We start from the raw sequence: 22,852 nt of genomic DNA, 5'->3' as shown, positions 1-22,852 counted from the left end.
TGGATGGTGCCAGTATATGGCGTTGAGTTAAGTTTCAACAACAGGGCAGAGGTGTTAAGGCTACCGGTCAACCCTTCCGAAATCAACGTCAGTGAGTCGGGGCAGGGCAAAACGTTTGATGTGGTAGGGTTGGGCCAGATCAATGTGATCAAGGACCGGGAGTTGACGGAATACAGCTTCAGCGGCTTATTTCCGGCCCGACGGTATCGGTTTGTGACGACGGAGGAACTAATGCACCCGGTTGAATATATCAAGATGATCGAAAAGTGGATGGTTGCCAAGCTGCCGATCCGGTTTATTTTCACCAGTGACACTTATGAAATTAATACCGCCGCCAGCATCGAGTCCTTCACTTGGAAAGAGGTGGCGGGCAGCGGCGGCGACATTGAGTATGACATCAAGCTTAAAAAATATGTGTTTTATGCCGCGCGGAAAATCGGACGCGAGACCAAAAACGGCGGAGCTAAAGTCCAGAAAAAGACAACCGGGGCCCGGCCAAACGATAAGCAGCAGCCGAAAACCTATAAGATGGCCCCGGGCGACAGCCTTTGGAAGGTGGCGCAAATGAAGCTCGGGAACGGAGGGCGCTGGAAAGAGATCCAGAAGCTTAACGGCATCAAGGATGCGGACCTCAAGCGGCTGCCGGTCGGAAAGGTGCTGAAGCTGCCATGACCTTGGCTGTGAAAATCATCAATCGCCAGGGGGGCGGTGCGGACGCCGAATGGGACATTAGTGAAATCGTGGAGGGGCTGTCCTGGAAGACGTCCCGGATTGGCAAGGCGGGCAGTGTCTCGTTTAACTTGATCAAGGGCTCTCCTTTTCAATCGTCCCATTTTACCTACAATAACGGGGATATCGTACGGGTCCGGGTCGATGACACGAATGTATTCCATGGATATATTTTCAGCATTGACGAGGGCCGGGATGAAGCCGTTCAGATTACGGCGTATGACCAGATCCGGTATCTTATGAATACCGACACCTACGTGTTTACGGGGGTAACCGCTACCGAGGTGCTCCGGCGGATTGCGAAAGATTTTAACCTCAAGCTTGGTGATGTAGCTGATACCCGACATAAGATTCAGATGAGCGAGGACGGGCAAAAGCTGCTGGATATCATCTGCAAGGCGATTACGCTCACTTACGAAAACACCGGCCGCGATTACTGCCTGTACGATGATTTCGGTGCGTTGTGTTTGCGTGAGGTAACCGATACCGGTCTGGATCTGACTGTCGGTGACGGCAGGCTGATGTATGACTATGAGGTCAAGCGCTCCATCGACAGCGACACGTATAACCAGATTAAGCTGTACAAGGACAATAAGGAGACCGGCAAACGCGAGATATACCTGGCCAAGGACAGCGTCAATATCAAGCGGTGGGGGCTGCTGCAGCTCTACCAGTCGGTGGATGAAAAAAAGAACGCGGCGCAGATCCAGGAGCTTCTGAACAACTTGTCCATGATGAAAAACCGTGAAACCAAGTCGCTTAAGGTAAACGCTTTAGGGGATATCCGGGTCAGGGCCGGCATTCGCGTCCGGATCGTCATCTCCGAATACGGGGTGGATCAGGCTCTGATGGTGGACGAGTGTGCTCACGATTTTGACGGCGCCGCGCACACAATGACACTGGATTTGAGGGTGGTGTGAATGGCGAATTTACTAGGCACATTGAAAAAAGCCGCGACGGACGCCGTAAATGCCGGCAATCCCGCCGCGGTGATGTTCGGGGAAGTTACTAAGACAAATCCGCTGGAAGTGCTCGTGGATCAACGATTCACGCTTCCGGCGGATTTTTTGCTTCTCCCGGAGTCGCTGGTTCATTTTGAAATCAATTTGAACCACAGCCACGAGTATACCGACGACAGCGGCTCGGGCAGCGCTACGAAACAGACCAAGCCGGCGCTGCCGGTAAAGCCGATCGTTATCCGCCGCGGTCTTGAGGCAGGGGACAAGCTGCTACTGCTCCGGGTGCAGGGCGGGCAGCAGTATGTGATTTTGGATAGGGTGGTGAGCGCGTCATGATTCCGGAAACGGACCGGAGTCTGTTGGACGAAAGGCTGGACGAGGAGCCGCTGCCCTCCCTGACCTGGAAATTTGACCTGGCTAAAGGACGCGTCGTTGGTAAAACGGACGGCCTGGATGCCATCAAACAGGCGATTTATAAGGTTTTTCAGACAGACCGGTTTGGGTATGACATTTACTCTTCCGACTACGGCCACGAGCTCACGCTGCTGCTCGGCAGCAGTCCGGCATTTGTTCAATCCGAAGCGACCCGGATGATTACGGAGGCTCTCTTAGCGGATGATCGGATTGACTCGGTTGAAAATGTGCAGGCCGAGATGAAAGAAGACCAAATCACCATCCGCTTTACGGTGGCAACGGTTTACGGGAGTTTTGAGCAGGAGGTGAACCGAAATGTATGAGCATATGACATTTGATTTCATATTACAGCGGATGCTCTCCCGGGTGCCGGATACGATCGACAAAAGGGAGGGCAGCGTCATTTATGACGCCTGCGCACCGGCGGCGGCCGAGCTGGCGCAAATGTATATCGAGCTGGACATCGACTATAATCTGTCCTTCGTGGACACCGCCTCCGGTGAGTATTTGACCCGGAGGACCGCGGAATTCGGCGTCAATCGGGCCGGGGCGACGCCGGCCGAGCGCAAGGGGCTGTTCTACGGCGAGAGCAACGCGCCGGTGGATGTGCCGCTGGGCGGCCGGTATGCGATCGGAGAGTTGACCTTTGTCGTCAAGGAGAGAATCGGCACCGGCATGTATAAATTGGTTTGCGAGACGCCGGGAACCATCGGTAATGGGCAGTTTGGCGCACTGCTGCCGATCGATTACGTGGCGAATCTTTCCCGTGCTGTGCTGGCTGAGGTACTTGTTCCGGGCGAGGACGAAGAACCGGACGATGAGCTGCGGCAGCGTTTTTATGTTGCCGTCAATGAGCCTGCTTTTGGCGGCAATGTCGCCGACTACAAGCAGCGGATCAATGCCATCCCCGGCGTGGGTGCCACCAAGGTGTATCCGGTGTGGCAGGGTGGGGGAACGGTCAAGTGTACGATCATCGCCGCGGACTGGACGCCACCCTCGCAAACCCTGGTCGGTGAAGTACAGACGATCATAGATCCGACGGGCAACACCGGCCAAGGGTATGGTCAGGCACCGATCGACCATAAAGTCACCATTGCGGGTGTGGGCGGCCATACAATTAACATCGAGACGACGTTGACGCTTGCCCCCGGGGTGACGCCTGGGCAGGTACAGGCAGATGTGGAGTCCGTGGTGGCATCCTATCTTTTGGAACTCCGAAAGGACTGGGCCGGTCAGAACCCATTGATCGTTCGGACGGCGCAGATCGATGCCCGCATCTTGACTGTGTCGGGGATCGAGGACGTCACCGGAACGACGATTGACGGGTCACCGGCCAACCTTTCATTGGGTTCCGACGAAGTGCCGCTGCCGGGGACGGTGAAGATCCATGCCTGAGGATCGGATTTTGATCCATCTGCCAGCCTTTTACTTGGGAATCGAGGACTTTACCGAGTTGGCCGACACCGAGACCGTTGAGCTCCACCTGATGCAAGGGGCAATCGATCAGCTCTTCGATGACCAGTTTATCGAGACGTCCGGCCTGCAGGCCATCAAGCGGCGGGAGCAAATGCTCGGGATCCAGGCGGACCCGGCGGCGGAGACGATGGATTTCAGGCGTCGTCGCCTGCTGAATCGTTACCAAACCAAGCCTCCATTTACGATCAGGTATTTGCAGCGGCAGCTCGACATGCTGGTTGGTCAGGGAATGACGGTCGCGTCGGTGAATTATGCCGACAGTGTGCTAACTGTGACGGCCAGCATCGACAATGCCAACGTATTTAAAGAGGTACACCGGACGATCGAGACGGTCAAGCCCGCTAACCTGGTGTACCAGCAAAACACGGCGCTAACGGGTGCAATCGAACTTGAAGAGCACATCAGTATGCGGGAAATGAGATGGAATTATACATTAGACGGCTCCTGGAAGCTGGGAGAAAAGCCGTTTCTCCATTATGGTACGGAGGTGCCAATAAAATGATAGCTGAAGGCATCCTACATGACGTTGCCGAGTATGTTAATGGCCGGGTGGCCAAAGTGGTCCTCAACGGGACCTATGCGATTACGGATTTTGAAGTTAAATCGGTGACGGATAAAGTACTGGTATTGAATTACATCATTCCGGTTGCAGAAATCCCCCTGGTCACCTTAATTGAACTCAAGGACGCAGCGGATACCGTTTTGAGCAGCAATGTCGTCAACATACCGATTGCGGCCGACCATTTGATGCTCCAAACCATTGAGGTAAAGGAGGGAAACTAAACGATGGCTAAAATGGATTGGAAGAATAGTGATGTTGTCAAAGCCGAGGATATGAACCAGATCGGACAGGAAATCAATCAACTGCACACCGAATTGAAGGATCGCCTGGACACCGCTGATATCGATCCGGTTACACTCCAGCCCGGCCTACAGGTGATCAATGCAGCTAAGGATGCGCGGTTCCGGCTGGGTGAGATTAAGGGGCGGACGTTGATTAATGTATTGGGGAATTCCGGGAGTTGCGACTCGCTTCAAGGATGGCCCGACACTGGGCGGTTTACAATAGACACAACAAATAAGGTCGAGGGATCCGCGAGTATTAAAGGAAATTTGCTGACGGGGGACCCTTACGTCGACCTTAATCAAATAATTCGTTATCAACCCAGTAAATTTTATGTTGCTGTCGGTGAGGTAAAAGTACCTAGCGGAGTACAAGCCAGGATCCGTATGATTGAGTCGGAGAGGCCCGAGACTGAGCGGGCATCAGAAGTGATTCTATCCTCGACAGGAGACAAGTTTAAAACCCTGTTCTTCAAGGTTCCACAAAACGCCTTTTCCGAGTCTGGAACCGTGTATTTTGGGGCTGTTATTGTAGGATCACAGGGCTCAACAGGGAACGTCGACGCGCTGAGAATATACGAAATTTCGGCGAGTGAGTATGACAGTTTGAACGGAATGACAGCTGAGCAGATCGCGATAAAATATCCGTTCGTTCCGTCCGGAATAATCGGCGTCGATAGCCCTTACGTTGTCAGATACGGTGAAAACTTGCTACCTCCGTTTCCTGAATGGCCCGAAAAAGGCGGAAATGTAGCGATTGATGGTCCTTATGACGTAACAATAAACGCAGCAGGGACAACTCAGGAGTATTTGCAATATAACCTCGACGTTTTGCCGGGACAATCCTACACGATTACGGGAGCAAATGTGCGGGCTGTTGATCTTAACAGTGTAACAATTCTGGCATTTACGGGAAACACTGTTTCCAGCAAAACATTCACAATCCCATCTAACTGTAAAAAACTGAGTATTATTGTTAGCAACGCGACACAAGCCCCTACCGGGACGGGCAACGTGGGGACCTCTCCGGGCGTTTATCGAACTACGGAGCCGATGCTGAACCTTGGAATCACGCCAAAACCATTCAAACCGCGCCGGGACACGATGCTTGCCCTGCAAACGGAGTTAAACTCGAACCCCATCGATGGCAGTAATCCCGACGTATTGTTCGAGAAAGAGGGACAATATTTCAAGCTGGCGAAATGGAAAAAAGTCGTATTGGACGGGTTGCTACCGTGGGAGTACCATACCGCCGAATCCGGGTATAAGGTAGTCAGGATTTCCGGGGGGAGGATATCAGGATTTACCGACAGTTCCCCTAATAATAAATTCGTAACCAAATATAACGGGGCTAGGTTGCCATGGATAAGCGAAATCGGGGACGAAGGAGCTTTCTGGAATGACTTGAATTTTAATGGAGGGTCTTTCCTAGTTGCCGTTCTTAATAAAGATAGCGGATGGGGCGAACTATCGAAAACGGAAACCTTCAGCGGTGACGGGGCGAAAAAGGCATTCACGCTTACGCCGCCAAACGGGTTGGCGCTTATGCCGTCTACTTTTTTTGTATCAGTCAACGGATCGCCGACAACAGCTTATACGTACACCAGTCACGTCCTGACGTTTACTACGGCACCAGCAGCCGGAACGAATAACATCGTCATAACTTACAGATCAGCGTATATACCGACGTCGGACGAGATCAAAGCGTATTTTAACGGATGGGTTATGGCTTCTCAGGAAACTTGGAATACAACCTTTGAGCAGTATAATGGGTCGGGTACAAAGGGCTGGCTTAAGCGCTACGTTGGAATAGGGACTCCTGTTACTTCTTCGCAGATTGGCGTTTTTGAACGCGGATCCGGTGACTATGGCTATACTCTGCCCTCGACCGTGATAAATTCGCTCTGGACGCCGTATCAGCTCTTATACCGTCTCGCAAAGGATTCCGTCGAGCCTGTCTCTTCCGAGGGCGCGCTTTCGCTGCATGAGGGCAATAACCTTACCGAAGTCGGAACGGGGATTGTGTTGAGGGAAAAGGCCAATCCTAATTTTATCGACACCTACAAGATAAATGATGCAGGCGCTTCAATTTCGTGGCTGAGATACGCAACAAATAGGATTTTGTCGATTTATAAAGACTCCCAAAACGACTATGGATGGGAGACAGCTTCAAACAGTTCATACGGGCGCGGAGGGGCTATTGCCGTTCTTGCAAAGGGATTATTTGATCCATCTGTAGTATACTCCGTCACATATATCAAGCTCGACAGGTCCCCGGTTCAGCCTATTTCTGGATCCGTGGCAGCGACGGAAAAGGCGCAGTTGGTCGATTTAACGGCAGACGTCGCCGAGGCGTTACAGCGCGTTTCTGTCGTCGAGCAAAAAAAGGCCGAGAAGGATGTGCCTCTCGTCTGGATTACCCCTACACTTCTTAATGGGTGGAATAATATGGTAAGCGAACCCTTATTATTTACGAAAGTAGGCAGACGAGTCCAACTAACCGGACGTGTAACGGGTGGACTTACTTCTAATGGTGTGGTGTTATTTAGGCTTCCTGCGGGCTACCGTACCCTTCGGACGACGACTATACCTATTCTATATTCGGCGGCATCAAATTCTGGCATAGGGGAATTGGTATTAGGTTCGGACGGGAGCGTTATGTTGTATGGTTTGGGGGGAAATGAATACGTAGACTGTTCTAATATAACATTTTTGGCAGAATACTAAAGGAGGAAGCACATGAAAACAGCTCCTAAAATAGACACGAATGGCCTCTTTATCGAGGACGTAATCGCGGACGACGCCTTTTCGGGCGTTGTCCCTTTTTATATCACGCCGGACGCGGAAGACACAGATAAAACGCCGGAACCCATTCATGTCGGATACACGGTCGGGATTCCGGTAACTCCGGGCCTGTTCCGTCCTCGTTTCGACTTGGAAGCGTGGGAGGCATATCAGGACGAGTTGTTCGCAGCCGAGGAAGCATATAAGGTAGCCTATAACGAATGGTCCGTGCAGTCGGAGGACGAGCGCGGAGAGCCTCCGGTATATGTGGCGCCAGAGCCGCCGACTTTATGGGGGGAGGGATTGACTCCGGAAGAGATTGAGGAGCGGACTCGGCCAAATCCACAGGAACCGAGCGCTACCGATTTGCTGGGGGCAGAGTTAACGTCAATGAAGCTGCAAAATATTCAGCAGCAACAAACAATCAGCGCTTTGGGCACGGAACTGGCTGCGGCGAAACTCGACATTATTAAATTGAGGGGAGTTGAACAAGCTTGAAATTTTGGACACTCGCTTTTGAAAATAATTGGATTACGGCAGAGGCGCTAAAAGGTGCGGTTAAGACTGAACTAAACCCATTTGGAGAGATCACGACAGAAGAGTATAAGAGGATTACAGGAAATGAATATACGGCACTAGATGCAGACAAAACCGTGCAGTAGCGCTTGATAGAGATCTTTAATGAAGTAGGAGGGAGTTGGCAGCCCCCTCCACACAATTTCTTTTCAAAGGGTTATGGCTTGATAGTACACTTTCCCTCAGCTTCCCGGATATTTCCTTCACCTTATCCCATCGATGCAACGAACGATAGACATTGGCCAACTCTTTTAGCGAATCCGACTGATTATACTCATCGACTGGTATACGAATAATTCGAACTGGATGGCTCCGCGCAGCCGTAGAGAAATGGCCTGATTTTACGCCAGTTCGGAACGGACTCCACCAAGACTTCCTCAAAATACTGGTCATAAAAATACCCTCTAGTTAACCCCATAGCTTCCGTAATAAGGTCTAGCTGCTCTATACTCAAGGTTCGATTTCCGTTTAAAATGTAACTAAGGGATCCGACATTAACGCCGGTTTGTTTCGCAAATTGACTTAAGTTTAGTCCTTCCCGGTTCATATATGGCAAGTTTCAAGCATCGCTATAGTAAGGCAAAACCTACGAGAGGAGCGGGGCAATGAACGAGCAGCGCAAGGACGAAATCGGCCGGAAGTTTATCTTTAGTCCGCAGGTATCCGCGGAGGAATACGAGGCCCTGGAGATCCAGGAGCTGATTTTTTTGATTCATTCCGCCAAGTATTTTAAGGTGGAGGAGGTTTTTCCGAACGTTTATCTGGATGAGCGGATTAAGGAGTTTCACAACGTGCTTCTGGAGAAGATCAAGGAAGCCGAAACGTTATACATAGCCTACGAAAAAAACACCAATTACCCCTACCTCGACGCCGACGACCGGGTCTGGATATTTTCCAGGGAAGCGTACGCTGCGAATGCGCGGGATTATTTTATGCAGCAGTTGCTGATGCTGGATATGCAAAAGGTGGACCAGGAGAACATTCTCCCGAAAATCGCGGAGTTGCATACGCTGGGTCTGCCCAGGATTCTGCTCGATAATGGACAATACCATGTCGAGATCGAACGGGACGAGCTTCTGCCGCCGCCGGATTGGAGCGGGGTACCGGAGATCAACATTCCCGTAAGCAATCCTGGGCTGCAGCGGGCGCTGATCCGATTTTTTCAAACGATGTCCATCCAAGACCCTGACCAGGATAGAAAAAGATCGCTTCTCCAGACCCTGGAGACCGAAATGCTGGAGCAACTGATTCAGGCCAGGTACTTACTGCCCATGCAACTGATCGAGCCAAACCCGTCACCGCCCGACGAACACGGCAAAAAGACGATCGGGGCAGGAGCCACCCTTCAGTTTGGCGTACTGGGAGGGGAGGGTGATACTATTTGGCTGCCGGCCTTTACGGATTGGGCCGAGTTTGAAAAGGTGTACGATAAAGAGATCTGGAGCAGCAATGTCGCGGGTTATGAGGACCTTTTGGCGTTGTCGGAAACCATGAGCGGCATCGTGATTAACTGCCAAGGGATTCCGCTTCGGATCGATGAGAAGAACAAGAGGATGATAGAGGCGTACAGAAGCGAACGAAGTAGTTAGAATCAGTGGCTGCAATTAACGGGAAAACCTCCCGTTAATTTTCCGCTATGGTCCCTTGGACCCGATTTAGCTGGAAAAACTCCATCTATATTGTGGCCCTAATCGCCGATATACCCGATTTCAGGTGAATTAGCAGGATGTTTTCCAGTTAATTTTCCGCTGCAGCCGTATACGTACCTAATTAACGGGAGGAATTCCCGTTAATTTGGCCCCACCGCCCTCTGCAGCGTATGTCGCCAACATCTTTTAACCTCTCGGATAATAATTGGATACGAGCGAACAATACAAGAAAATGCCCTGGTTTATCGTTACCATCATAACAACCGAAAGGAGATCCGATGAGAGAACATAACGCAATTCCGGAACCCGGATGGAATTTCGATAACAGTTACGCGCGGTTACCGGAGGTTTTTTATTCCAAGGTAACCCCGACGCCTGTCCGCTTGCCGAAGCTGGTCGTTCTGAATGAGCCGTTGGCCGCTGCCCTGGGGCTGGATATTCAAGCGCTGAAAAATGATCGGGGTTTGGCGGTATTGGCCGGCAACGAACTGCCCGAAGGGGCCGCGCCGCTGGCTCAAGCTTATGCCGGGCACCAATTCGGGCATTTTACCAAGCTGGGCGACGGGCGGGCCATCCTGTTGGGCGAACAGAGGACGCCGCAGGGCACGCGGTTTGACGTCCAACTGAAGGGCCCGGGCCGGACCCCCTATTCCCGGCAAGGGGACGGCCGGGCGGCGCTCGGACCGATGCTGCGCGAATACATCATCAGCGAAGCCATGCACGCGCTGGGCATTCCGACGACGCGCAGCCTGGCGGTCGTTACAACGGGTGAAACCGTGCACCGGGAAACCGGATTGCCCGGCGCGATTTTGACCCGCGTGGCTTCGAGTCACCTGCGGGTGGGGACCTTTCAATACGCGGCCCATTGGGGCGAGGCTGAGGAGCTTCGGGCGCTGGCGGATTACACTTGGGAAAGGCATTTTTCGGAGGCTGACCCGGGCGAGAACCGCTATCTCTCCCTGCTCCGGGAGGTGATCGAGCGGCAGGCTTCGCTGATCGCCAAGTGGCAGCTCGTGGGCTTTATCCACGGCGTCATGAACACGGACAATATGGCGCTTAGCGGCGAAACCATCGACTATGGACCCTGCGCCTTCATGGACGCCTATGATCCGGCCACGGTGTTCAGCTCCATCGATAGGCACGGCCGCTATGCCTACGGCAACCAGCCGGAAATCGCCGCCTGGAATCTCGCGCGGTTTGCCGAGGCGCTGCTGCCGCTCCTGCATGAGGACGAGGAGCAGGCGGTCAAACTGGCGGAAACGGCCTTGGGCGATTTTGCCGAGCGGTTCCACCATCATTGGTTGGGCGGCATGCGGGCCAAACTGGGGCTCTTCAATGAGGAGCCGGAGGATGTGCCTTTGATCAAGCGTCTGCTGGGCGTGATGTACAAGACCCGTGCCGACTACACCAACACCTTCCGGGCGCTGAGCCTGGATCGGCCGACGGAGGCCGCGCTTGAGAGCGCAGACGAATTTGCGGCCTGGCGGAAGGAGTGGCAAGCGAGACAGGGCCGCCAGGAGGAGAGCGCCGAGGCCGCGCAGGCGCTGATGCGCCGCAGCAATCCGGCGGTGATTCCGCGCAATCACCGGGTGGAGGAGGCGCTGGAGGCGGCCGTGGAACGCGGGGATACCGGCGTAATGGAGCGGCTTTTGGCCGTGCTGGCCAAGCCTTACGATTACGGGCCGGAGCAGGAAGAATACTGCGGCCTGCCGGATCCTTCCGGTCGGCCATACCGGACATTTTGCGGAACATAAGAGAACAGGGCTTCCCGCTCAAGGGAGCCCTGTTTTCTTTTACAGCTTCACCCAAGCAACCAGCCCATCCGGCTGGTCGGGGTTGATGCCATGGCGCTCGGCACTGGTCAAAGCGGCGATTTGCGCAATGAAAATGAACGGAATGCCTTGCACCGCGGGGTCCAGCGGACTGTCCGCCACAACCGCGAGGTCAACGATGTCTTGCGGCACGGCTGCCGTCGAATCGGCAAAGGCGATCACGGTGGCTCCCCGGTCTTTGATGTCGCGCATCAGGTTGCGCTGATGATCGCTGCCGCTGCTTGATAAGGCCGCGATCACAAGCGTGTCCGGGCCCACCGTGACCATCGGGCCGTGGCGCACATCGAGGAGATGGTGGGAGTGCGCTTGCGTCTTGGCGATTTCAGTCAAGGCGAGCGCGCCTTCAGCCGCCAGACCCTGCAATTCCCCGTCCGCAAGCACCACGGCGTTCGTCCAGGCGAAGCCGGCGGTCCGGCGGATGTTGTCCTCTACGCGCGCCATGTAGGCCTCGCCTTGATGAATGGCCTTTTGCATATCGGCAATCAGGGCTTCATCGTTGCCGAGAAAAGCCGCAATCAGGAGGTTGGCGGCGTACAGGTTGGTCACCGTGCGCGTCTGGCAGACACTATGGTCGAAGGCCCAGGGGAGTTCCAGGGCGAAATCGGCCTGTGCGGACAGCGGAGAACCCGCTACGCAGGAGATCGTCAATACGGGAACCGACTCCCCGGCCCGGACCAGGCGCAGCGCTTCGACCACCTCGCTGGTGCTGCCGGAGCGGGAGGGTGCGATCGCCAAGGTGCCCTCCAGCATGGAACGGTAGCGGGAGGAATGAAGCATCAGATCGCCGGCGGCCAAGGAAATGGCGGGCAAGCCTGCCCGCAACCGGAAGGAGAAAGCGGCTGATTCGCTTAAGCAATAGCTCGAGCCGGAGCCGACAAAAGTAAGGGATCTGATCGGCCGGCCGCGGACAAAGGCGGTAATCTCATCGCGTTTGGCCAGCATATAATCGTAGGTCTGCCGCAAGGCTTTGTACTGGTCTTTAACTTCACTATAAGTCAGACTCATAAAGGGGACCTCCTGAAAATGGAATAATGACACTTTACGTCAATTCTATAATTGTTTAGATCAAAAAATCAATAATAAGATTGAAAAAATCAGTAATTTTGACGCATTTAACCTAGATACCTACGATATTTTTCAATAAAATGATTGATTTAATCATAATTACCGATTATTATAATCACAAACATAACATTTTTAAATCTGTTTCATCCGATTCCAATCCCTGCGGAAGGAGGAGCCACGATCGTTCAAACTGCTGCGGTCAGCTATCCTATAAAATTTTGCATCCCCGGTACTGCAGCGAATAATTCGTAAGGGGGATAAGTATGCCACTAATCTCATCTACTGAAATGCTGAAAGATGCGCGAAGGGAGAAATACGCTATCGCCGCTTTTAATGTGCACACCCTGGAGATGCTTCAAGCGGTGGTGGAAGCGGCGGTTGAAACGGAGTCACCGCTGATTATTCAATCCACGGTGGGCACCGTCAAACATTTGGGGCCGGATTATATCGCCCGTGCGGCCAAGACCGCGGCGGACCGGTCCGGTCTTCCCATTGCGCTGCACTTGGACCACTGCACCGATTTTCCGACGATCATCCAGTGTATACGTGCAGGCTACACCTCGGTGATGATCGATGCTTCCATGCATCCTTTTGAGGAAAATGTGAACCAAACCCGCAAAGTGATGGAGATCGCCCGGGCTTCAGGCGTAAACGTGGAGGCCGAGTTAGGCAAGGTCGGCGGGGTTGAGGACGACATTGTCGTCGATGAGCGGCAAGCGTCGTTGGCCGACCCCGAAGAATGCGTTCGGTTTATTGAACTTACCGGAGTATCCACACTTGCGCCCGCGATCGGAACCGCTCACGGCATTTACAAGGGCCGGCCGAACATCGATTTCGAGCGGATTGCTCGCATCGCGAATCGTGTGGCCGTTCCTCTCGTCCTGCACGGCGGGTCAGGTATTCCGGCCGAGCAGATCCATCAGGCGGTCATGCTGGGGATGTCCAAGGTGAACATCGCCACCGAGCTGCGCATCGCGTTCTCCGACGCGATCAAGGGCGTATTTACGGACCATCCCGAAGAAAACGATCCGCGCAAATACATGGTTCCGGCGAAGGAAGCAGTCAAACGGCTGGCGATGGAGAAAATGCGGCTCTGCGGATGCGCCGGCAAAGCCGGCGTGGCCCGATGATCACCACGGTCACGCTCCATGCGGCCATCGACCGGACCTGTTACGTCGACCGGTTCAGTGTGGGCCGGGTGCAGCGGGTGTCCCGGCAAATAGACGAGCCGGGCGGCAAAGGCAACAATGTCGCCAAGGTGATCCGGCAGCTCGGCGGCCAGGTCACGGCCACCGGCATCATCGCCGGCACCAATGGTGCGTTCATTGAACGCAGCCTGGCCGAACGGGGCATCCGGACGGAATTTGTCCACGCCCCGGGAGGAGAGTCGCGGGTCTGCCTCAACATCCTGGATGAGTCGAGCGGAAGCTCCACCGAACTGCTTGGGCAAGGACGGGCCGTCACGGAACCCCAAATCGCCGCCATCAAGGAAACGCTGCACGGTCTGGCCTCGCAGTCCAGCGTGGTCGTGCTGTCCGGCAGCTTGCCCGCGGGAGCGCCGGACAGCTTGTACGCGGAACTGATCGGCATCGTTCGGTCCGCTGGCGCGCGGGCATTTCTGGATACCGGCGGAGCGGCCTTCAGCGCCGGAATCGGTGCACCGCCTCATTTTGTGAAACCGAACGAGCGGGAATTGGCCGGATGGCTGGGGCGCGAACCGGGGGAGCTGAGCGAATGGACCCGGGCCGCGCGGATGCTGGCCGACCAGGGAATTGCCGAGGTGTGCGTCACGCTGGGCAGCCGAGGAGCCGTGGCGATCCTGGATGGAGCGGGGTATCTGGTGCTGCCGCCGGCCATTCAGCCCGTGAATACCGTGGGCTGCGGCGACGCCTTCGTTGCCGGCATGGCTTATGCGGAAGAACGCGGCGATTCGCCCGCAGCCAGACTGCGTACCGCCGCCGCGGCGGCCGCGGCAAACGCGATGTCCGATAAAGCGGGAAACATCGATTACCGTCTTTTCCGGGAATACGAGCCGCAGGTACAAATTATAGCGTTGTGAAGGGGCCCGGCCAAAGCGGTCGTCGCGCGGTTTTTTTAACAGGATGCGGGTTCATTTCGGCGTATTGCAATCTATCCTTCCATCCTCCACAATAGAGCTAACACGGGCTAGTCCCAGATATTTCAAAGGAGAGTCTTATGCAATATTCAAAGGGTGAGCTGCGCAGAGCGAAAACGCTGGAACTGATCAAAACGCACGGAAAAATATCGCTGCAGGAGATTATTGAGGCCGTCGGCTGCTCGGAAGCGACCGCAAGGCGCGATCTGGATATGCTGGAAAAGGCGGGTGGCATCATTCGCACCACGGGAGGAGCGATCTATGAAGGGGCGCTGATGTCATCGGCGTCGGAGCTTCCTTTTGCGGCCAAACGCGATTTCAAGCGGCAGGATAAGGAGCGGATTGCCGAGGCCGCGGCCGCCCTGGTGGAGGAAGGGGACATCATCTGCCTGACCGGGGGAACCACGACGTTCTTTATTGCGAAAGCGCTGAAGAAATACCGGAATATTACGATTGTCACCAACGCGGTGAATATTGCTTTTGAACTGGCCGACGCCGAAGATATCCAGGTGGTCGTGATCGGCGGCGTGATGCGGGCCAAAAGCTACGAGCTAAGCGGTCCGCTGGCGGAGAATGTGATCGATAAAATCAACATCACCAAGATGTTTCTCGGGGTGGATGGCGTATCGCTGAATCATGGCTTTACGATGCATTCCGAGCTTGAATCCCGTATTGCCCAATTGATGATGGAACGTTCCAGCGAAGTGTATGCTGTATTCGATCAAAGCAAGCTGGAGAAGAGCGCTTTGTTTACCATTACTCCTCTCAATCAGGTGACGGGGGTAATTACGAATAAGCAACCGGAGGGATGGTTTGAGCAAGCGTGCCGGGAGCAGCAGATTGCCGTACATACACCTATAGACCACGCCGCTTCTATTTGATGGCGCTTTAACCTCAAGCAACCTCCCCTTCATAGGCTGGCTAATTTGCAGGATAAGGGAGGATATGCGAATGCGGTTTTCCAAATTTATGCTGATTATGGCGGTTGTTTGCGTTGTATTCGCTATGGTGGGCTGTGCAAGCCCCGCCGCTTCCGGCGGGGGTACATCCGCGGACCCGAAAGGCAAGGTCAACCTGGTCTTTTGGAGCCATCAAGAGGACGGAATTGTAAACGCATACAAGAAAATAATCTCGAAATATCAGGCCTCACACCCCGATGTAACGATCGAGTATCAGACCTTTCCGTATGACGTGTACAATCAGAAGCTAAAAGCGTCATTCTCCGCGAAAAAACCGCCCGATATCGCCGAATTGTTCGGCACTTGGGTTCCCGAATATTCCAAGAACAGTCTGCTTGCTGAAATCCCCGATAGCGAAAATGTGAAACAGGCATATTATGACGCGCCTCTTGGCGGGTATCTGCGGGATAACAAGCTGTACGGGCTGCCGCTGGAATACAACATTGAAAACGGCGGCATGCTGATTCACCCGGAAATGCTGAAGGAGCAAGGCTTCGATCAGCCGCCGTCCACCTGGACGGAGCTTGTGGACTACGCCAAAAAACTGACCGTCCGCGAAGGCGATGTCATTAAAGTCAAGGGCTTCGATTTTGTATCGACGGACAATATCACGTTTACTTTCCTGTCGCTTATCCTGCAGCAGGGTGCAAGCTTCTGGGGAGAGGACGGACATGTCCATTTCGGGACACCGGAGGCGCGGAAGGCGATGTCCGCTTTGGTCTCGCTCGTGGCCGACGACAAAGTCGCGGATTTGGCCTCGTTCGGCGGAGAGCTCGACACCTCCGATCATTTTTTCCGCGGGAACTCGGCCATGACCTACCGCGGTCCTTGGACGATTGCCGCCGGACTGAACAATTATAAGGTCACCGATTTTGAATACGTCCCTGTACCGTCCTTCACGGAGAATCCGCCCGCCTTTGCCGCCGAATCCGGTTGGGGCCTTGTAATCGCGAAGCAAAGCAAGCAGCAGGAGGCCGCGCTCGAGTTCATCCGCTTCATTTCGGAGAAGGAGAATCTTTCGGCATGGAATACGGACACTTTTACCGTCCCGGCCAAAAAAGAAATCGCCGAAGATCCGGAATTCCTGAAAAACAATCCGTACATGAAAACCTCGCTGGAAGTATTGCCGCTCGGCCAATGGATCGGTCCGGTGGCGGACCGGGATTTCTTCTTCAAGCAGGTCAACGACAACTTTCAGTTGATGGTTGGCGGACAGCTAAGCGTGGAGGATGGATTGGCGAACATAGAGAAGGCCATCAACGGTAATCAGGACCAACATAAGTGATTGGGGTGTTCGCATGAGTATGGCAGTACCAACCGACAAGGCGGAAAAGGCCAGACTGGCTGGAAAGGCGGCGGGGTACAGGGCCAAGCGGAGGTTCATCCTCATTTCATTGGTGCCGATCCTGCTTCTGTTCGGGGTGTTTGCTTTCCTGCCCATTGCCTGGAGCCTGGGTTTGTCCCTGTTTAAATACAGCCCGCTCAGTACAAGCGCGCTGTTCGTGGGAGTGGAGAACTATCTCCGCATGGTCCAGGATACCGTCTTCTTGAAATCGTTATGGGTCACGTTCAAATTCGTAACCATCGCCGTGCTGGTCAATATCGTCATTACGCTGTTGATCGCTTCGGCCATTCAGCGCGTCAGAATTCCGTGGCTCAAAAATTTGTTCCGCACCGTGTTTTTTCTCCCGACGATCGCGCCGCTGGCGGGTACCGCCATCGTATGGAATACGATGTTCAATTACAACAGCGGCTTGTTCAACATGCTGCTGACCAAGCTGCATATGGCCCCGGTCCAGTGGCTCAGCGATCCGCATTATGCGCTTTATTCCGTTATTCTGATGACCCTGTGGGCTGACATCGGCTATAACATCGTTCTTTTCATAGCCGGGCTGGATTCCATTCCCGAGATGTATTATGAAGCGGCGATCCTGGAGGGCGCGGGCCGGTGGCATATTTTTCGGCGGATCACGCTGCCGCTGCTGCGCCGAACGCTGCTGTTCGTCTCCGTGACCACGGTAGTCTCCTACTTCCAGACCTTCGCCCAATTTCAGATCATGACCAAGGGGGAGCCTTTCAACGAGACGCGGGTGCTGGCCCTGCATATTTATGACCAGGCGTTCTCCACTTCGAATATGGGATACGCTTCGGCGATGGCAACCGTGTTTCTCGTGATCATTCTGCTTGTGACTTTGCTGCAGCTGAGATGGGGACGTACGCAGTGGGAACATTGAGAGGGGGAAAAGAGCTTATGCCGCATAAACGCAGTTCGTGGGATGGGGTTCTTATATTCTTTCTGGCGGTGGCCGCCTGTATCATGCTGCTTCCTTACGCCTGGATGGTGTTGTCATCGCTAAAGAGCAATATGGAAATCGTTTCGGGCACCGGCGGGCTGTTTCCCCGGCAGCCCAGCCTGGAGGGATACCGGACGGTCTTCCGCGATGCGCCGTTTGTCACGTGGTTGTTGAACAGCTTGGTGACCTCCGTCATCATCACGGTCATCACCTTGTTAACCAGCTCCCTGGCCGGCTATATTTTTGCCAAACATCAATTTAAGGGAAAAAAACTGCTGTTCATTCTGATCCTGGCGACCATGATGATTCCGTTCCAGGTCCTGATGATTCCGACTTATCTCATTACGGCCGAGCTTGGACTCGTCAACCATCTGATGGCGATCGTTTTGCCGAATCTGGTCAGTTCCTACGGCGTGTTCCTGGCCAAGCAATTTATCGAGGAGATCCCGCAGGAATTGCTGGAGGCGGCCAGAATGGACGGCGCCGGCGAGTTCAGGCTGATGCTCCGGATCGTTTCGCCGCTCATCCTACCGATGCTGTCAGCCTTGGGAATATTCACATTCATGAACTCCTGGAACAACTACCTTTGGCCGCTGATTGTGTTGAATGATGAGAGCAAGATGACCGTTCCGCTCGCATTGGTTTATTTTAACGGGACCCACCAGGTCAATTACAACGTCGTTATGTCTGCGGCGGTTCTGATTACCGTGCCGGTTATTATTGTGTTCCTGATCTTCCAGAAGCAATTCATTAAAGGCCTGACGATGACAGGCATGAAATAAGGGGCGAGGAGAAGAGCTATGACGAAAATTTCAATTATCGGTGCAGGCAGTGCGTTTACCCGGGAAATCGCCATGGATATCCTTTTGATCGAGGGGTTGGAGGGCGGCACGATCGCCCTGGTCGATATCGATGCGGGTCGGCTTGAGCTTGCGCGCAAGCTGGTGCTCAAAATTGTGGAATTGACGGGAAAACGGTGGGAGGTAATTGCCTCCACGGACCGCCGGGAAGTGATCGGCGGCTCCCGGTTCGTGATCAACCAAATTGAGGTCGGCGGGCTGGAGACGGTCCGTTACGAGTATGAAATTCCGCTGAAATACGGGGTCAATCAATGCATCGGCGATACGATGGGGCCGGGCGGCCTGTTTAAAACCCTGCGTACCCTCCCCAGTTGGATGGAGATTGTCCGGGACGTCGAAGAGCTGTGTCCGGACGCCATGATTCTGAACTATACGAATCCGATGTCCGCCGTAACGCTTCTAACCTCCCGCATCACGGATCTCCCGGTGGTCGGCCTGTGCCATTCCATCCAGAACACGTCCGCCCAACTGGCGGAATACGCCGGGATTCCTTACGAAGAAATGCACTGGAGAGCCGGCGGCATCAACCACATGTCCTGGTTTGTGGAACTGACTCATGGCGGGAAGGACCTGTACCCCGTTCTCCTGGAAAAAATCAAGGACCCCGAGCTGCTGCGCCAGGACCCTGTCCGCTTCGATGCGATGAAATACCTGGGCGCTTTCGTTTCGGAGTCCAGCGGGCACTTCTCGGAGTATATTCCATATTACCGGAAGCGTCAGTCGCTGATCGATTTGCACTGCAACTCCGGTTATAACGGGGCGACAGGTTATTATGCCGACAACTGGCCGATTTGGCGTAAAGAGAACGATGAAGAGATCGCTGCGCAGCTCGAGGGGACGATGCCGCTTGAACTGCAATCCAGTAAGGAGTATGCGGCGGTCATTATTGAAGCAGTGCTGAAGCATGAGCCGAAAGTGATCTACGGCAACGTGCCCAACCGGGGGCTGATCGAAAATTTACCGGCGGACGGCGTGGTCGAGGTAGCTTGCCTGGTTGACCGGAGAGGCGTGCAGCCTGCCCGTTTCGGGAGACTGCCGGAGCATTTGGCCGCATTGTGCCGCTCAAATATGGCTTTCTTTGACCTGGCTGTGGAAGCGGTGCTGAATCGCGACAAGGAGATGGCCCGCCATGCCCTGATGGTGGACCCGTTGTCTGCCGCCGTTTGCTCCCTGGAGGAAATCGGCCGCATGTTCGAAGAACTGTATGAGGCGGAACGGGACTTCGTTCCGGTATTGAAATGATGCGGTCCATGGAGGCAAGGCCCGTTGTAGTCGTCGCCGGCGAGCTGAATGTGGACATCATCGTGTCCGGAGGCGATGTGATGCCGGAGTGGAACCGGGAGAAGATGGTCGATGGCTTCGAGGTCGTGCTCGGTTCCTCTTCGGCCATCACGGCCTGTGCTTTGGCCAGCCTGGGCGCGGATGTGAGGTTCGTCAGCGTGGTGGGGGATGACGATTTCGGCGCCTTTTGCACGGGCGAACTGCGGCGTATGGGCGTGGGCACGGAGCATGTTACCCGGCTGCCGGACGTTAAGACAGGTGTAACGCTGTCCTTCTCCACACCCGCCGACCGCGGATTGTTAACCTATGCCGGCAGCATCCCGCTGCTGACCCCGGAGTATATCCCGGAGGCGCTGCTGCGGCAGGCCCACCATCTGCATTTCGGCTCCTATTATTTGCAGGATGGCATGAGATCGCATTGGCGGGAGCTTTTTGGATGGCTGCGCGCGGACGGGATCAGCACGTCCTTCGATACGGGCTGGGATGTGGCCAACCGGTGGGATCGCGACGGCATCTGCGCGCTGCTGGCGGAAACGGATCTGTTCATTCCCAGTGAGGATGAACTGCTGCATATTTTCCCGGCCGATGGGGTCGCCAGTGTTCTTGAGACCCTGCTTCCTCCCGTCGGGGGGATGGTGGCGGTCAAGCAAGGCTCCAGAGGGGCTTCGCTGCGCCAGCATGATGGAAGTGTGATCGCGGCCGGTCCTTACGCGGTGACTCCGGTGGATACGACGGGAGCGGGCGACTGCTTCAACGCTGGGATCATTTACGGCTACCTGCTTGGCCGCCGCGGCGATGAACTGCTGCGATTCGCCAGCGCGTGCGGAGCCTTGTCGACCCTTGGCACTGGCGGCACCGGGAGTCTGCCGACGGTGGAAGCCGTGCATCGCTTGCAAGAAGACGCAAATCGATGATACGTTAGTTTGACGAATACCAAATGAGATGGGAGTTGAAAAGTCGTGAAGAAACTCGGAAAAATGTTACTGGCAGGTTGTTTAACGATGGTTTTGGGATTCGGTCTGGCTGCCGGAAATGTACAACCTCCGGCCGCTTCGGCGGCGGGTGCCGAATACTATGTAGCGACGAGCGGCAGTGACTCCAACGCGGGGACGAGCGGCGCGCCGTGGAAGACGCTGCAGCATGCGGCCGACACCGTTCCTCCGGGCAGCACGGTCTATGTCCGGGGCGGCGTGTACAAAGAGAAGCTGAAAATAACCCGTTCCGGCTCCGCTGCGCAGGGCCCCATTGTGTTCGCAAGCTACGGCGCGGAGAGCGCCATCATTGACGGGAGCGGGCTTTCGGTCAGCGGAACCGAGGGGCTGATCGAACTGTCCGATGTCGATTATGTTACCGTTCAGGGATTTGAAATCCGCGGGTTTACAACGGCTTCCAAGAACGCAGTCCCTGTAGGCATCTATGTCCACGGTTCGGGTGGCTTCATTAATCTGTCCGACAACAAAATCCACGACATCAAAAACACGGCCAAGCCGACCGGCGGGGATCGGCTCGGCCGGGACGCCCACGGTATCGCCGTTTATGGCACGAAAGCTCCGGCTTCGCTTCACGACCTTACCATCAGCGGCAATGAGCTGTACAATCTAGTACTGGGCTCCAGCGAAGCTCTCGTTTTAAACGGAAATGTGGACGGCTTTGCGGTGACCGATAACCTTGTTCATGATAATGACAACATCGGGATCGATCTGATCGGCTTTGAGGGAACCGCCCCGAAGACCGCTTACGATCAGGCGCGGAACGGGTTGGTGAAGGGCAATCGGGTGTACAATAATTCCGTTAAAAATAACCCGTCTTACGGGAAAGACGACAACTCTGCCGGCGGCATTTATGTGGATGGCGGCAAGGACAGCATCATCGAGCGGAACTACAGCTACAACAACGACATCGGCGTTGAAATTGCCTCCGAGCATGCCGGCAAAGCCACCAGCAATATTACGGTCCGCAGCAACGTGATCTATAACAACCGGCTGACCGGCATCGCCATGGGCGGTTACGATGATGAGCGCGGCTCGACTGTGAACTGCAAGATCGTCAACAATACGGTATACAAAAACGATACTCTGAACGGCTATAACGGCCAGCTTCTCGTGCAGTACGATACGCGAAACAACGTGATCAAGAACAATATTTTCGTGGCCAACTCCACGGATGTATTGATCTACAATGCATTCACCAAAAACTCCGGCAACGTTGTGGATTATAATTTATATTTTGCTCCGGGCGGCGGCTCCGATGCCACCTGGACCTGGAAAAATAAAGAGTATACGGGATTCTCCGCGTACAAATCGGGAACCGGCAACGATGCGCATTCTTTGTTTGCCGATCCCGAATTCGTGAATGCCGCGGGTGGCGACTTCCATCTAAAGTCTTCGTCGCCGGCGATCGATGCCGGGTCGACGGATAACGCCATCATCGGAGCGCAGGATATGGACGGGGAGCCCCGAGTGAAAGGGAACGCCGTGAATATCGGCGCGGACGAGTGAAGAAAAGTCCATTGCGTTGCATTAACCCTGACAGATGATTACAACGGAGCTTGATGCCTTAATCGCTTTTAAAGAACTTCGCAAAAAAGTACAGGCCTCTAAACAAGGCTCTGCAGTTAGGAAGTCTAACGGCCGTGAGAGCCGTTATGTTGCGATTGAATCACATATTGGGATTTTAACGGTCGTGTAGACCGTTATTTACCATCATTTCGACCAAAACAGCCATACTTATATGAAATAGGGGCCGTGGCGGCCGTTAGAATTTGGAGTCAGCGCAAACAGGGCAAATAATGGCTGTGGCGACCGTTAGCATGGTTTAGAAGGGGAGACGACGATCTAAGTTCGACATGTTGCTTGCCGAAGCGGCGGATCCCCAAATGGGCAGCATCAAGGAAGGTTTGTTGCAACGTCATTGACGGCACAGCCGCTATTTCGCGAAAAATGACTGTTTCTGTCACTAGCGCTGCATTAAGCCATTGAATCACGGGCGGCCAGATCCTCTTTGAAAGTAGGGTAA

The 22,852-nt window shown here is 54.4% G+C and carries 24 protein-coding genes; 22 read left to right on the top strand and 2 right to left on the bottom strand.

Annotated elements, in window-relative coordinates:
• Nucleotides 1-3: 3 nt before the first annotated feature.
• Genes V4U88_RS06680 through V4U88_RS06635 form a run of 10 tightly spaced genes read left to right on the top strand, consistent with a single transcriptional unit; the run spans nt 4 to nt 7,867 of the window.
• Nucleotides 4-672, top strand: coding sequence for a LysM peptidoglycan-binding domain-containing protein (locus tag V4U88_RS06680; RefSeq protein WP_334072483.1), 669 nt, complete (start codon nt 4-6; stop codon nt 670-672).
• Complete coding sequence (locus tag V4U88_RS06675; protein WP_334072482.1) at nt 669-1,649, top strand: XkdQ/YqbQ family protein; 981 nt, start codon at nt 669-671, stop codon at nt 1,647-1,649. Before V4U88_RS06680 ends, V4U88_RS06675 begins: the two co-directional genes overlap by 4 nt.
• Complete coding sequence (locus tag V4U88_RS06670) at nt 1,650-2,024, top strand: DUF2577 domain-containing protein (RefSeq protein WP_334072481.1); 375 nt, start codon at nt 1,650-1,652, stop codon at nt 2,022-2,024. It begins immediately after the preceding gene.
• Complete coding sequence (locus tag V4U88_RS06665) at nt 2,021-2,425, top strand: DUF2634 domain-containing protein (RefSeq protein ID WP_334072480.1); 405 nt, start codon at nt 2,021-2,023, stop codon at nt 2,423-2,425. Before V4U88_RS06670 ends, V4U88_RS06665 begins: the two co-directional genes overlap by 4 nt.
• Nucleotides 2,418-3,497, top strand: coding sequence for a baseplate J/gp47 family protein (locus V4U88_RS06660; RefSeq protein WP_334072479.1), 1,080 nt, complete (start codon nt 2,418-2,420; stop codon nt 3,495-3,497). The genes V4U88_RS06665 and V4U88_RS06660 overlap by 8 nt, the downstream gene beginning before the upstream one ends.
• Complete coding sequence (locus tag V4U88_RS06655) at nt 3,490-4,080, top strand: putative phage tail protein (protein ID WP_334072478.1); 591 nt, start codon at nt 3,490-3,492, stop codon at nt 4,078-4,080. The genes V4U88_RS06660 and V4U88_RS06655 overlap by 8 nt, the downstream gene beginning before the upstream one ends.
• On the top strand, nt 4,077-4,361 hold the full coding sequence (locus tag V4U88_RS06650) for a ketopantoate hydroxymethyltransferase (protein WP_334072477.1): 285 nt from the start codon (nt 4,077-4,079) through the stop codon (nt 4,359-4,361). The genes V4U88_RS06655 and V4U88_RS06650 overlap by 4 nt, the downstream gene beginning before the upstream one ends.
• A gap of 3 nt (nt 4,362-4,364) precedes the next feature.
• A complete protein-coding gene (locus V4U88_RS06645) occupies nt 4,365-7,148 on the top strand; it encodes a hypothetical protein (protein ID WP_334072476.1) in 2,784 nt (927 codons plus the stop codon).
• Between the two features lie 12 nt (nt 7,149-7,160).
• Nucleotides 7,161-7,703 (top strand): hypothetical protein, encoded by a 543-nt coding sequence (locus V4U88_RS06640; protein ID WP_334072475.1) that lies wholly within the window; start codon nt 7,161-7,163, stop codon nt 7,701-7,703.
• Nucleotides 7,700-7,867: an XkdX family protein gene (locus V4U88_RS06635; protein ID WP_334072474.1), complete on the top strand. Its 168-nt coding sequence runs from the start codon at nt 7,700-7,702 to the stop codon at nt 7,865-7,867. The genes V4U88_RS06640 and V4U88_RS06635 overlap by 4 nt, the downstream gene beginning before the upstream one ends.
• 188 nt (nt 7,868-8,055) lie before the next feature.
• Here V4U88_RS06635 and V4U88_RS26940 read toward each other — a convergent pair whose 3' ends face one another.
• On the bottom strand, nt 8,056-8,328 hold the full coding sequence (locus V4U88_RS26940; protein ID WP_416367213.1) for a helix-turn-helix domain-containing protein: 273 nt from the start codon (nt 8,326-8,328) through the stop codon (nt 8,056-8,058).
• 58 nt (nt 8,329-8,386) lie between these two features.
• Between V4U88_RS26940 and V4U88_RS06630 the strand changes: the two genes are divergently transcribed.
• Complete coding sequence (locus V4U88_RS06630) at nt 8,387-9,370, top strand: SseB family protein (RefSeq protein ID WP_334072473.1); 984 nt, start codon at nt 8,387-8,389, stop codon at nt 9,368-9,370.
• Between the two features lie 338 nt (nt 9,371-9,708).
• A complete protein-coding gene (locus V4U88_RS06625; RefSeq protein WP_334072472.1) occupies nt 9,709-11,184 on the top strand; it encodes a protein adenylyltransferase SelO in 1,476 nt (491 codons plus the stop codon).
• Between the two features lie 39 nt (nt 11,185-11,223).
• On the opposite strand, the gene V4U88_RS06620 is transcribed toward V4U88_RS06625, so the two are convergent.
• Nucleotides 11,224-12,267 (bottom strand): SIS domain-containing protein, encoded by a 1,044-nt coding sequence (locus tag V4U88_RS06620; protein ID WP_334072471.1) that lies wholly within the window; start codon nt 12,265-12,267, stop codon nt 11,224-11,226.
• 323 nt (nt 12,268-12,590) lie between these two features.
• Between V4U88_RS06620 and fba the strand changes: the two genes are divergently transcribed.
• The 10 genes from fba to V4U88_RS06570 all read left to right on the top strand — a co-directional run bounded on the left by fba (nt 12,591) and on the right by V4U88_RS06570 (nt 22,525).
• Nucleotides 12,591-13,457: a class II fructose-1,6-bisphosphate aldolase gene (fba, locus tag V4U88_RS06615; RefSeq protein WP_334072470.1), complete on the top strand. Its 867-nt coding sequence runs from the start codon at nt 12,591-12,593 to the stop codon at nt 13,455-13,457.
• Complete coding sequence (locus V4U88_RS06610) at nt 13,454-14,386, top strand: 1-phosphofructokinase family hexose kinase (protein ID WP_334072469.1); 933 nt, start codon at nt 13,454-13,456, stop codon at nt 14,384-14,386. Before fba ends, V4U88_RS06610 begins: the two co-directional genes overlap by 4 nt.
• A 137-nt stretch (nt 14,387-14,523) precedes the next feature.
• Nucleotides 14,524-15,324: a DeoR/GlpR family DNA-binding transcription regulator gene (locus V4U88_RS06605; RefSeq protein WP_334072468.1), complete on the top strand. Its 801-nt coding sequence runs from the start codon at nt 14,524-14,526 to the stop codon at nt 15,322-15,324.
• Nucleotides 15,325-15,394: 70 nt separating this feature from the next.
• Nucleotides 15,395-16,687: an ABC transporter substrate-binding protein gene (locus V4U88_RS06600; RefSeq protein WP_334072467.1), complete on the top strand. Its 1,293-nt coding sequence runs from the start codon at nt 15,395-15,397 to the stop codon at nt 16,685-16,687.
• 19 nt (nt 16,688-16,706) lie between these two features.
• Nucleotides 16,707-17,636 (top strand): carbohydrate ABC transporter permease, encoded by a 930-nt coding sequence (locus tag V4U88_RS06595; protein ID WP_334072466.1) that lies wholly within the window; start codon nt 16,707-16,709, stop codon nt 17,634-17,636.
• Between the two features lie 17 nt (nt 17,637-17,653).
• Nucleotides 17,654-18,478, top strand: a complete 825-nt coding sequence (locus V4U88_RS06590) for a carbohydrate ABC transporter permease (RefSeq protein WP_334072465.1) — start codon at nt 17,654-17,656, stop codon at nt 18,476-18,478.
• Between the two features lie 18 nt (nt 18,479-18,496).
• Complete coding sequence (gene melA / locus V4U88_RS06585) at nt 18,497-19,798, top strand: alpha-galactosidase (protein WP_334072464.1); 1,302 nt, start codon at nt 18,497-18,499, stop codon at nt 19,796-19,798.
• Entirely contained in the window at nt 19,795-20,751 is a 957-nt protein-coding gene (locus V4U88_RS06580; protein ID WP_334072463.1) for a carbohydrate kinase family protein, read from the top strand. The genes melA and V4U88_RS06580 overlap by 4 nt, the downstream gene beginning before the upstream one ends.
• Before the next feature lie 45 nt (nt 20,752-20,796).
• Nucleotides 20,797-22,335, top strand: coding sequence for a right-handed parallel beta-helix repeat-containing protein (locus tag V4U88_RS06575; RefSeq protein WP_334072462.1), 1,539 nt, complete (start codon nt 20,797-20,799; stop codon nt 22,333-22,335).
• A 34-nt stretch (nt 22,336-22,369) separates the two neighbouring features.
• Nucleotides 22,370-22,525, top strand: coding sequence for a hypothetical protein (locus V4U88_RS06570; protein ID WP_334072461.1), 156 nt, complete (start codon nt 22,370-22,372; stop codon nt 22,523-22,525).
• Nucleotides 22,526-22,852 lie beyond the last annotated feature (327 nt).

It is taken from the genome of Paenibacillus sp. A14, assembly GCF_036864815.1.
GTDB lineage: Bacteria > Bacillota > Bacilli > Paenibacillales > Paenibacillaceae > Fontibacillus > Fontibacillus sanfengchensis.
This window is presented reverse-complemented; position numbering and strand designations above follow the sequence as displayed.

Coding starts and splice junctions, on each gene's coding strand:
- V4U88_RS06680 (WP_334072483.1), top strand. CDS start 4: ATGGTGCCAGTATATGGCGTTGAGTTAAGTTTCAACAACAGGGCAGAG.
- V4U88_RS06675 (WP_334072482.1), top strand. CDS start 669: ATGACCTTGGCTGTGAAAATCATCAATCGCCAGGGGGGCGGTGCGGAC.
- V4U88_RS06670 (WP_334072481.1), top strand. CDS start 1,650: ATGGCGAATTTACTAGGCACATTGAAAAAAGCCGCGACGGACGCCGTA.
- V4U88_RS06665 (WP_334072480.1), top strand. CDS start 2,021: ATGATTCCGGAAACGGACCGGAGTCTGTTGGACGAAAGGCTGGACGAG.
- V4U88_RS06660 (WP_334072479.1), top strand. CDS start 2,418: ATGTATGAGCATATGACATTTGATTTCATATTACAGCGGATGCTCTCC.
- V4U88_RS06655 (WP_334072478.1), top strand. CDS start 3,490: ATGCCTGAGGATCGGATTTTGATCCATCTGCCAGCCTTTTACTTGGGA.
- V4U88_RS06650 (WP_334072477.1), top strand. CDS start 4,077: ATGATAGCTGAAGGCATCCTACATGACGTTGCCGAGTATGTTAATGGC.
- V4U88_RS06645 (WP_334072476.1), top strand. CDS start 4,365: ATGGCTAAAATGGATTGGAAGAATAGTGATGTTGTCAAAGCCGAGGAT.
- V4U88_RS06640 (WP_334072475.1), top strand. CDS start 7,161: ATGAAAACAGCTCCTAAAATAGACACGAATGGCCTCTTTATCGAGGAC.
- V4U88_RS26940 (WP_416367213.1), bottom strand. CDS start 8,328: ATGAACCGGGAAGGACTAAACTTAAGTCAATTTGCGAAACAAACCGGC.
- V4U88_RS06630 (WP_334072473.1), top strand. CDS start 8,387: ATGAACGAGCAGCGCAAGGACGAAATCGGCCGGAAGTTTATCTTTAGT.
- V4U88_RS06625 (WP_334072472.1), top strand. CDS start 9,709: ATGAGAGAACATAACGCAATTCCGGAACCCGGATGGAATTTCGATAAC.
- V4U88_RS06620 (WP_334072471.1), bottom strand. CDS start 12,267: ATGAGTCTGACTTATAGTGAAGTTAAAGACCAGTACAAAGCCTTGCGG.
- fba (WP_334072470.1), top strand. CDS start 12,591: ATGCCACTAATCTCATCTACTGAAATGCTGAAAGATGCGCGAAGGGAG.
- V4U88_RS06610 (WP_334072469.1), top strand. CDS start 13,454: ATGATCACCACGGTCACGCTCCATGCGGCCATCGACCGGACCTGTTAC.
- V4U88_RS06605 (WP_334072468.1), top strand. CDS start 14,524: ATGCAATATTCAAAGGGTGAGCTGCGCAGAGCGAAAACGCTGGAACTG.
- V4U88_RS06600 (WP_334072467.1), top strand. CDS start 15,395: ATGCGGTTTTCCAAATTTATGCTGATTATGGCGGTTGTTTGCGTTGTA.
- V4U88_RS06595 (WP_334072466.1), top strand. CDS start 16,707: ATGGCAGTACCAACCGACAAGGCGGAAAAGGCCAGACTGGCTGGAAAG.
- V4U88_RS06590 (WP_334072465.1), top strand. CDS start 17,654: ATGCCGCATAAACGCAGTTCGTGGGATGGGGTTCTTATATTCTTTCTG.
- melA (WP_334072464.1), top strand. CDS start 18,497: ATGACGAAAATTTCAATTATCGGTGCAGGCAGTGCGTTTACCCGGGAA.
- V4U88_RS06580 (WP_334072463.1), top strand. CDS start 19,795: ATGATGCGGTCCATGGAGGCAAGGCCCGTTGTAGTCGTCGCCGGCGAG.
- V4U88_RS06570 (WP_334072461.1), top strand. CDS start 22,370: ATGATTACAACGGAGCTTGATGCCTTAATCGCTTTTAAAGAACTTCGC.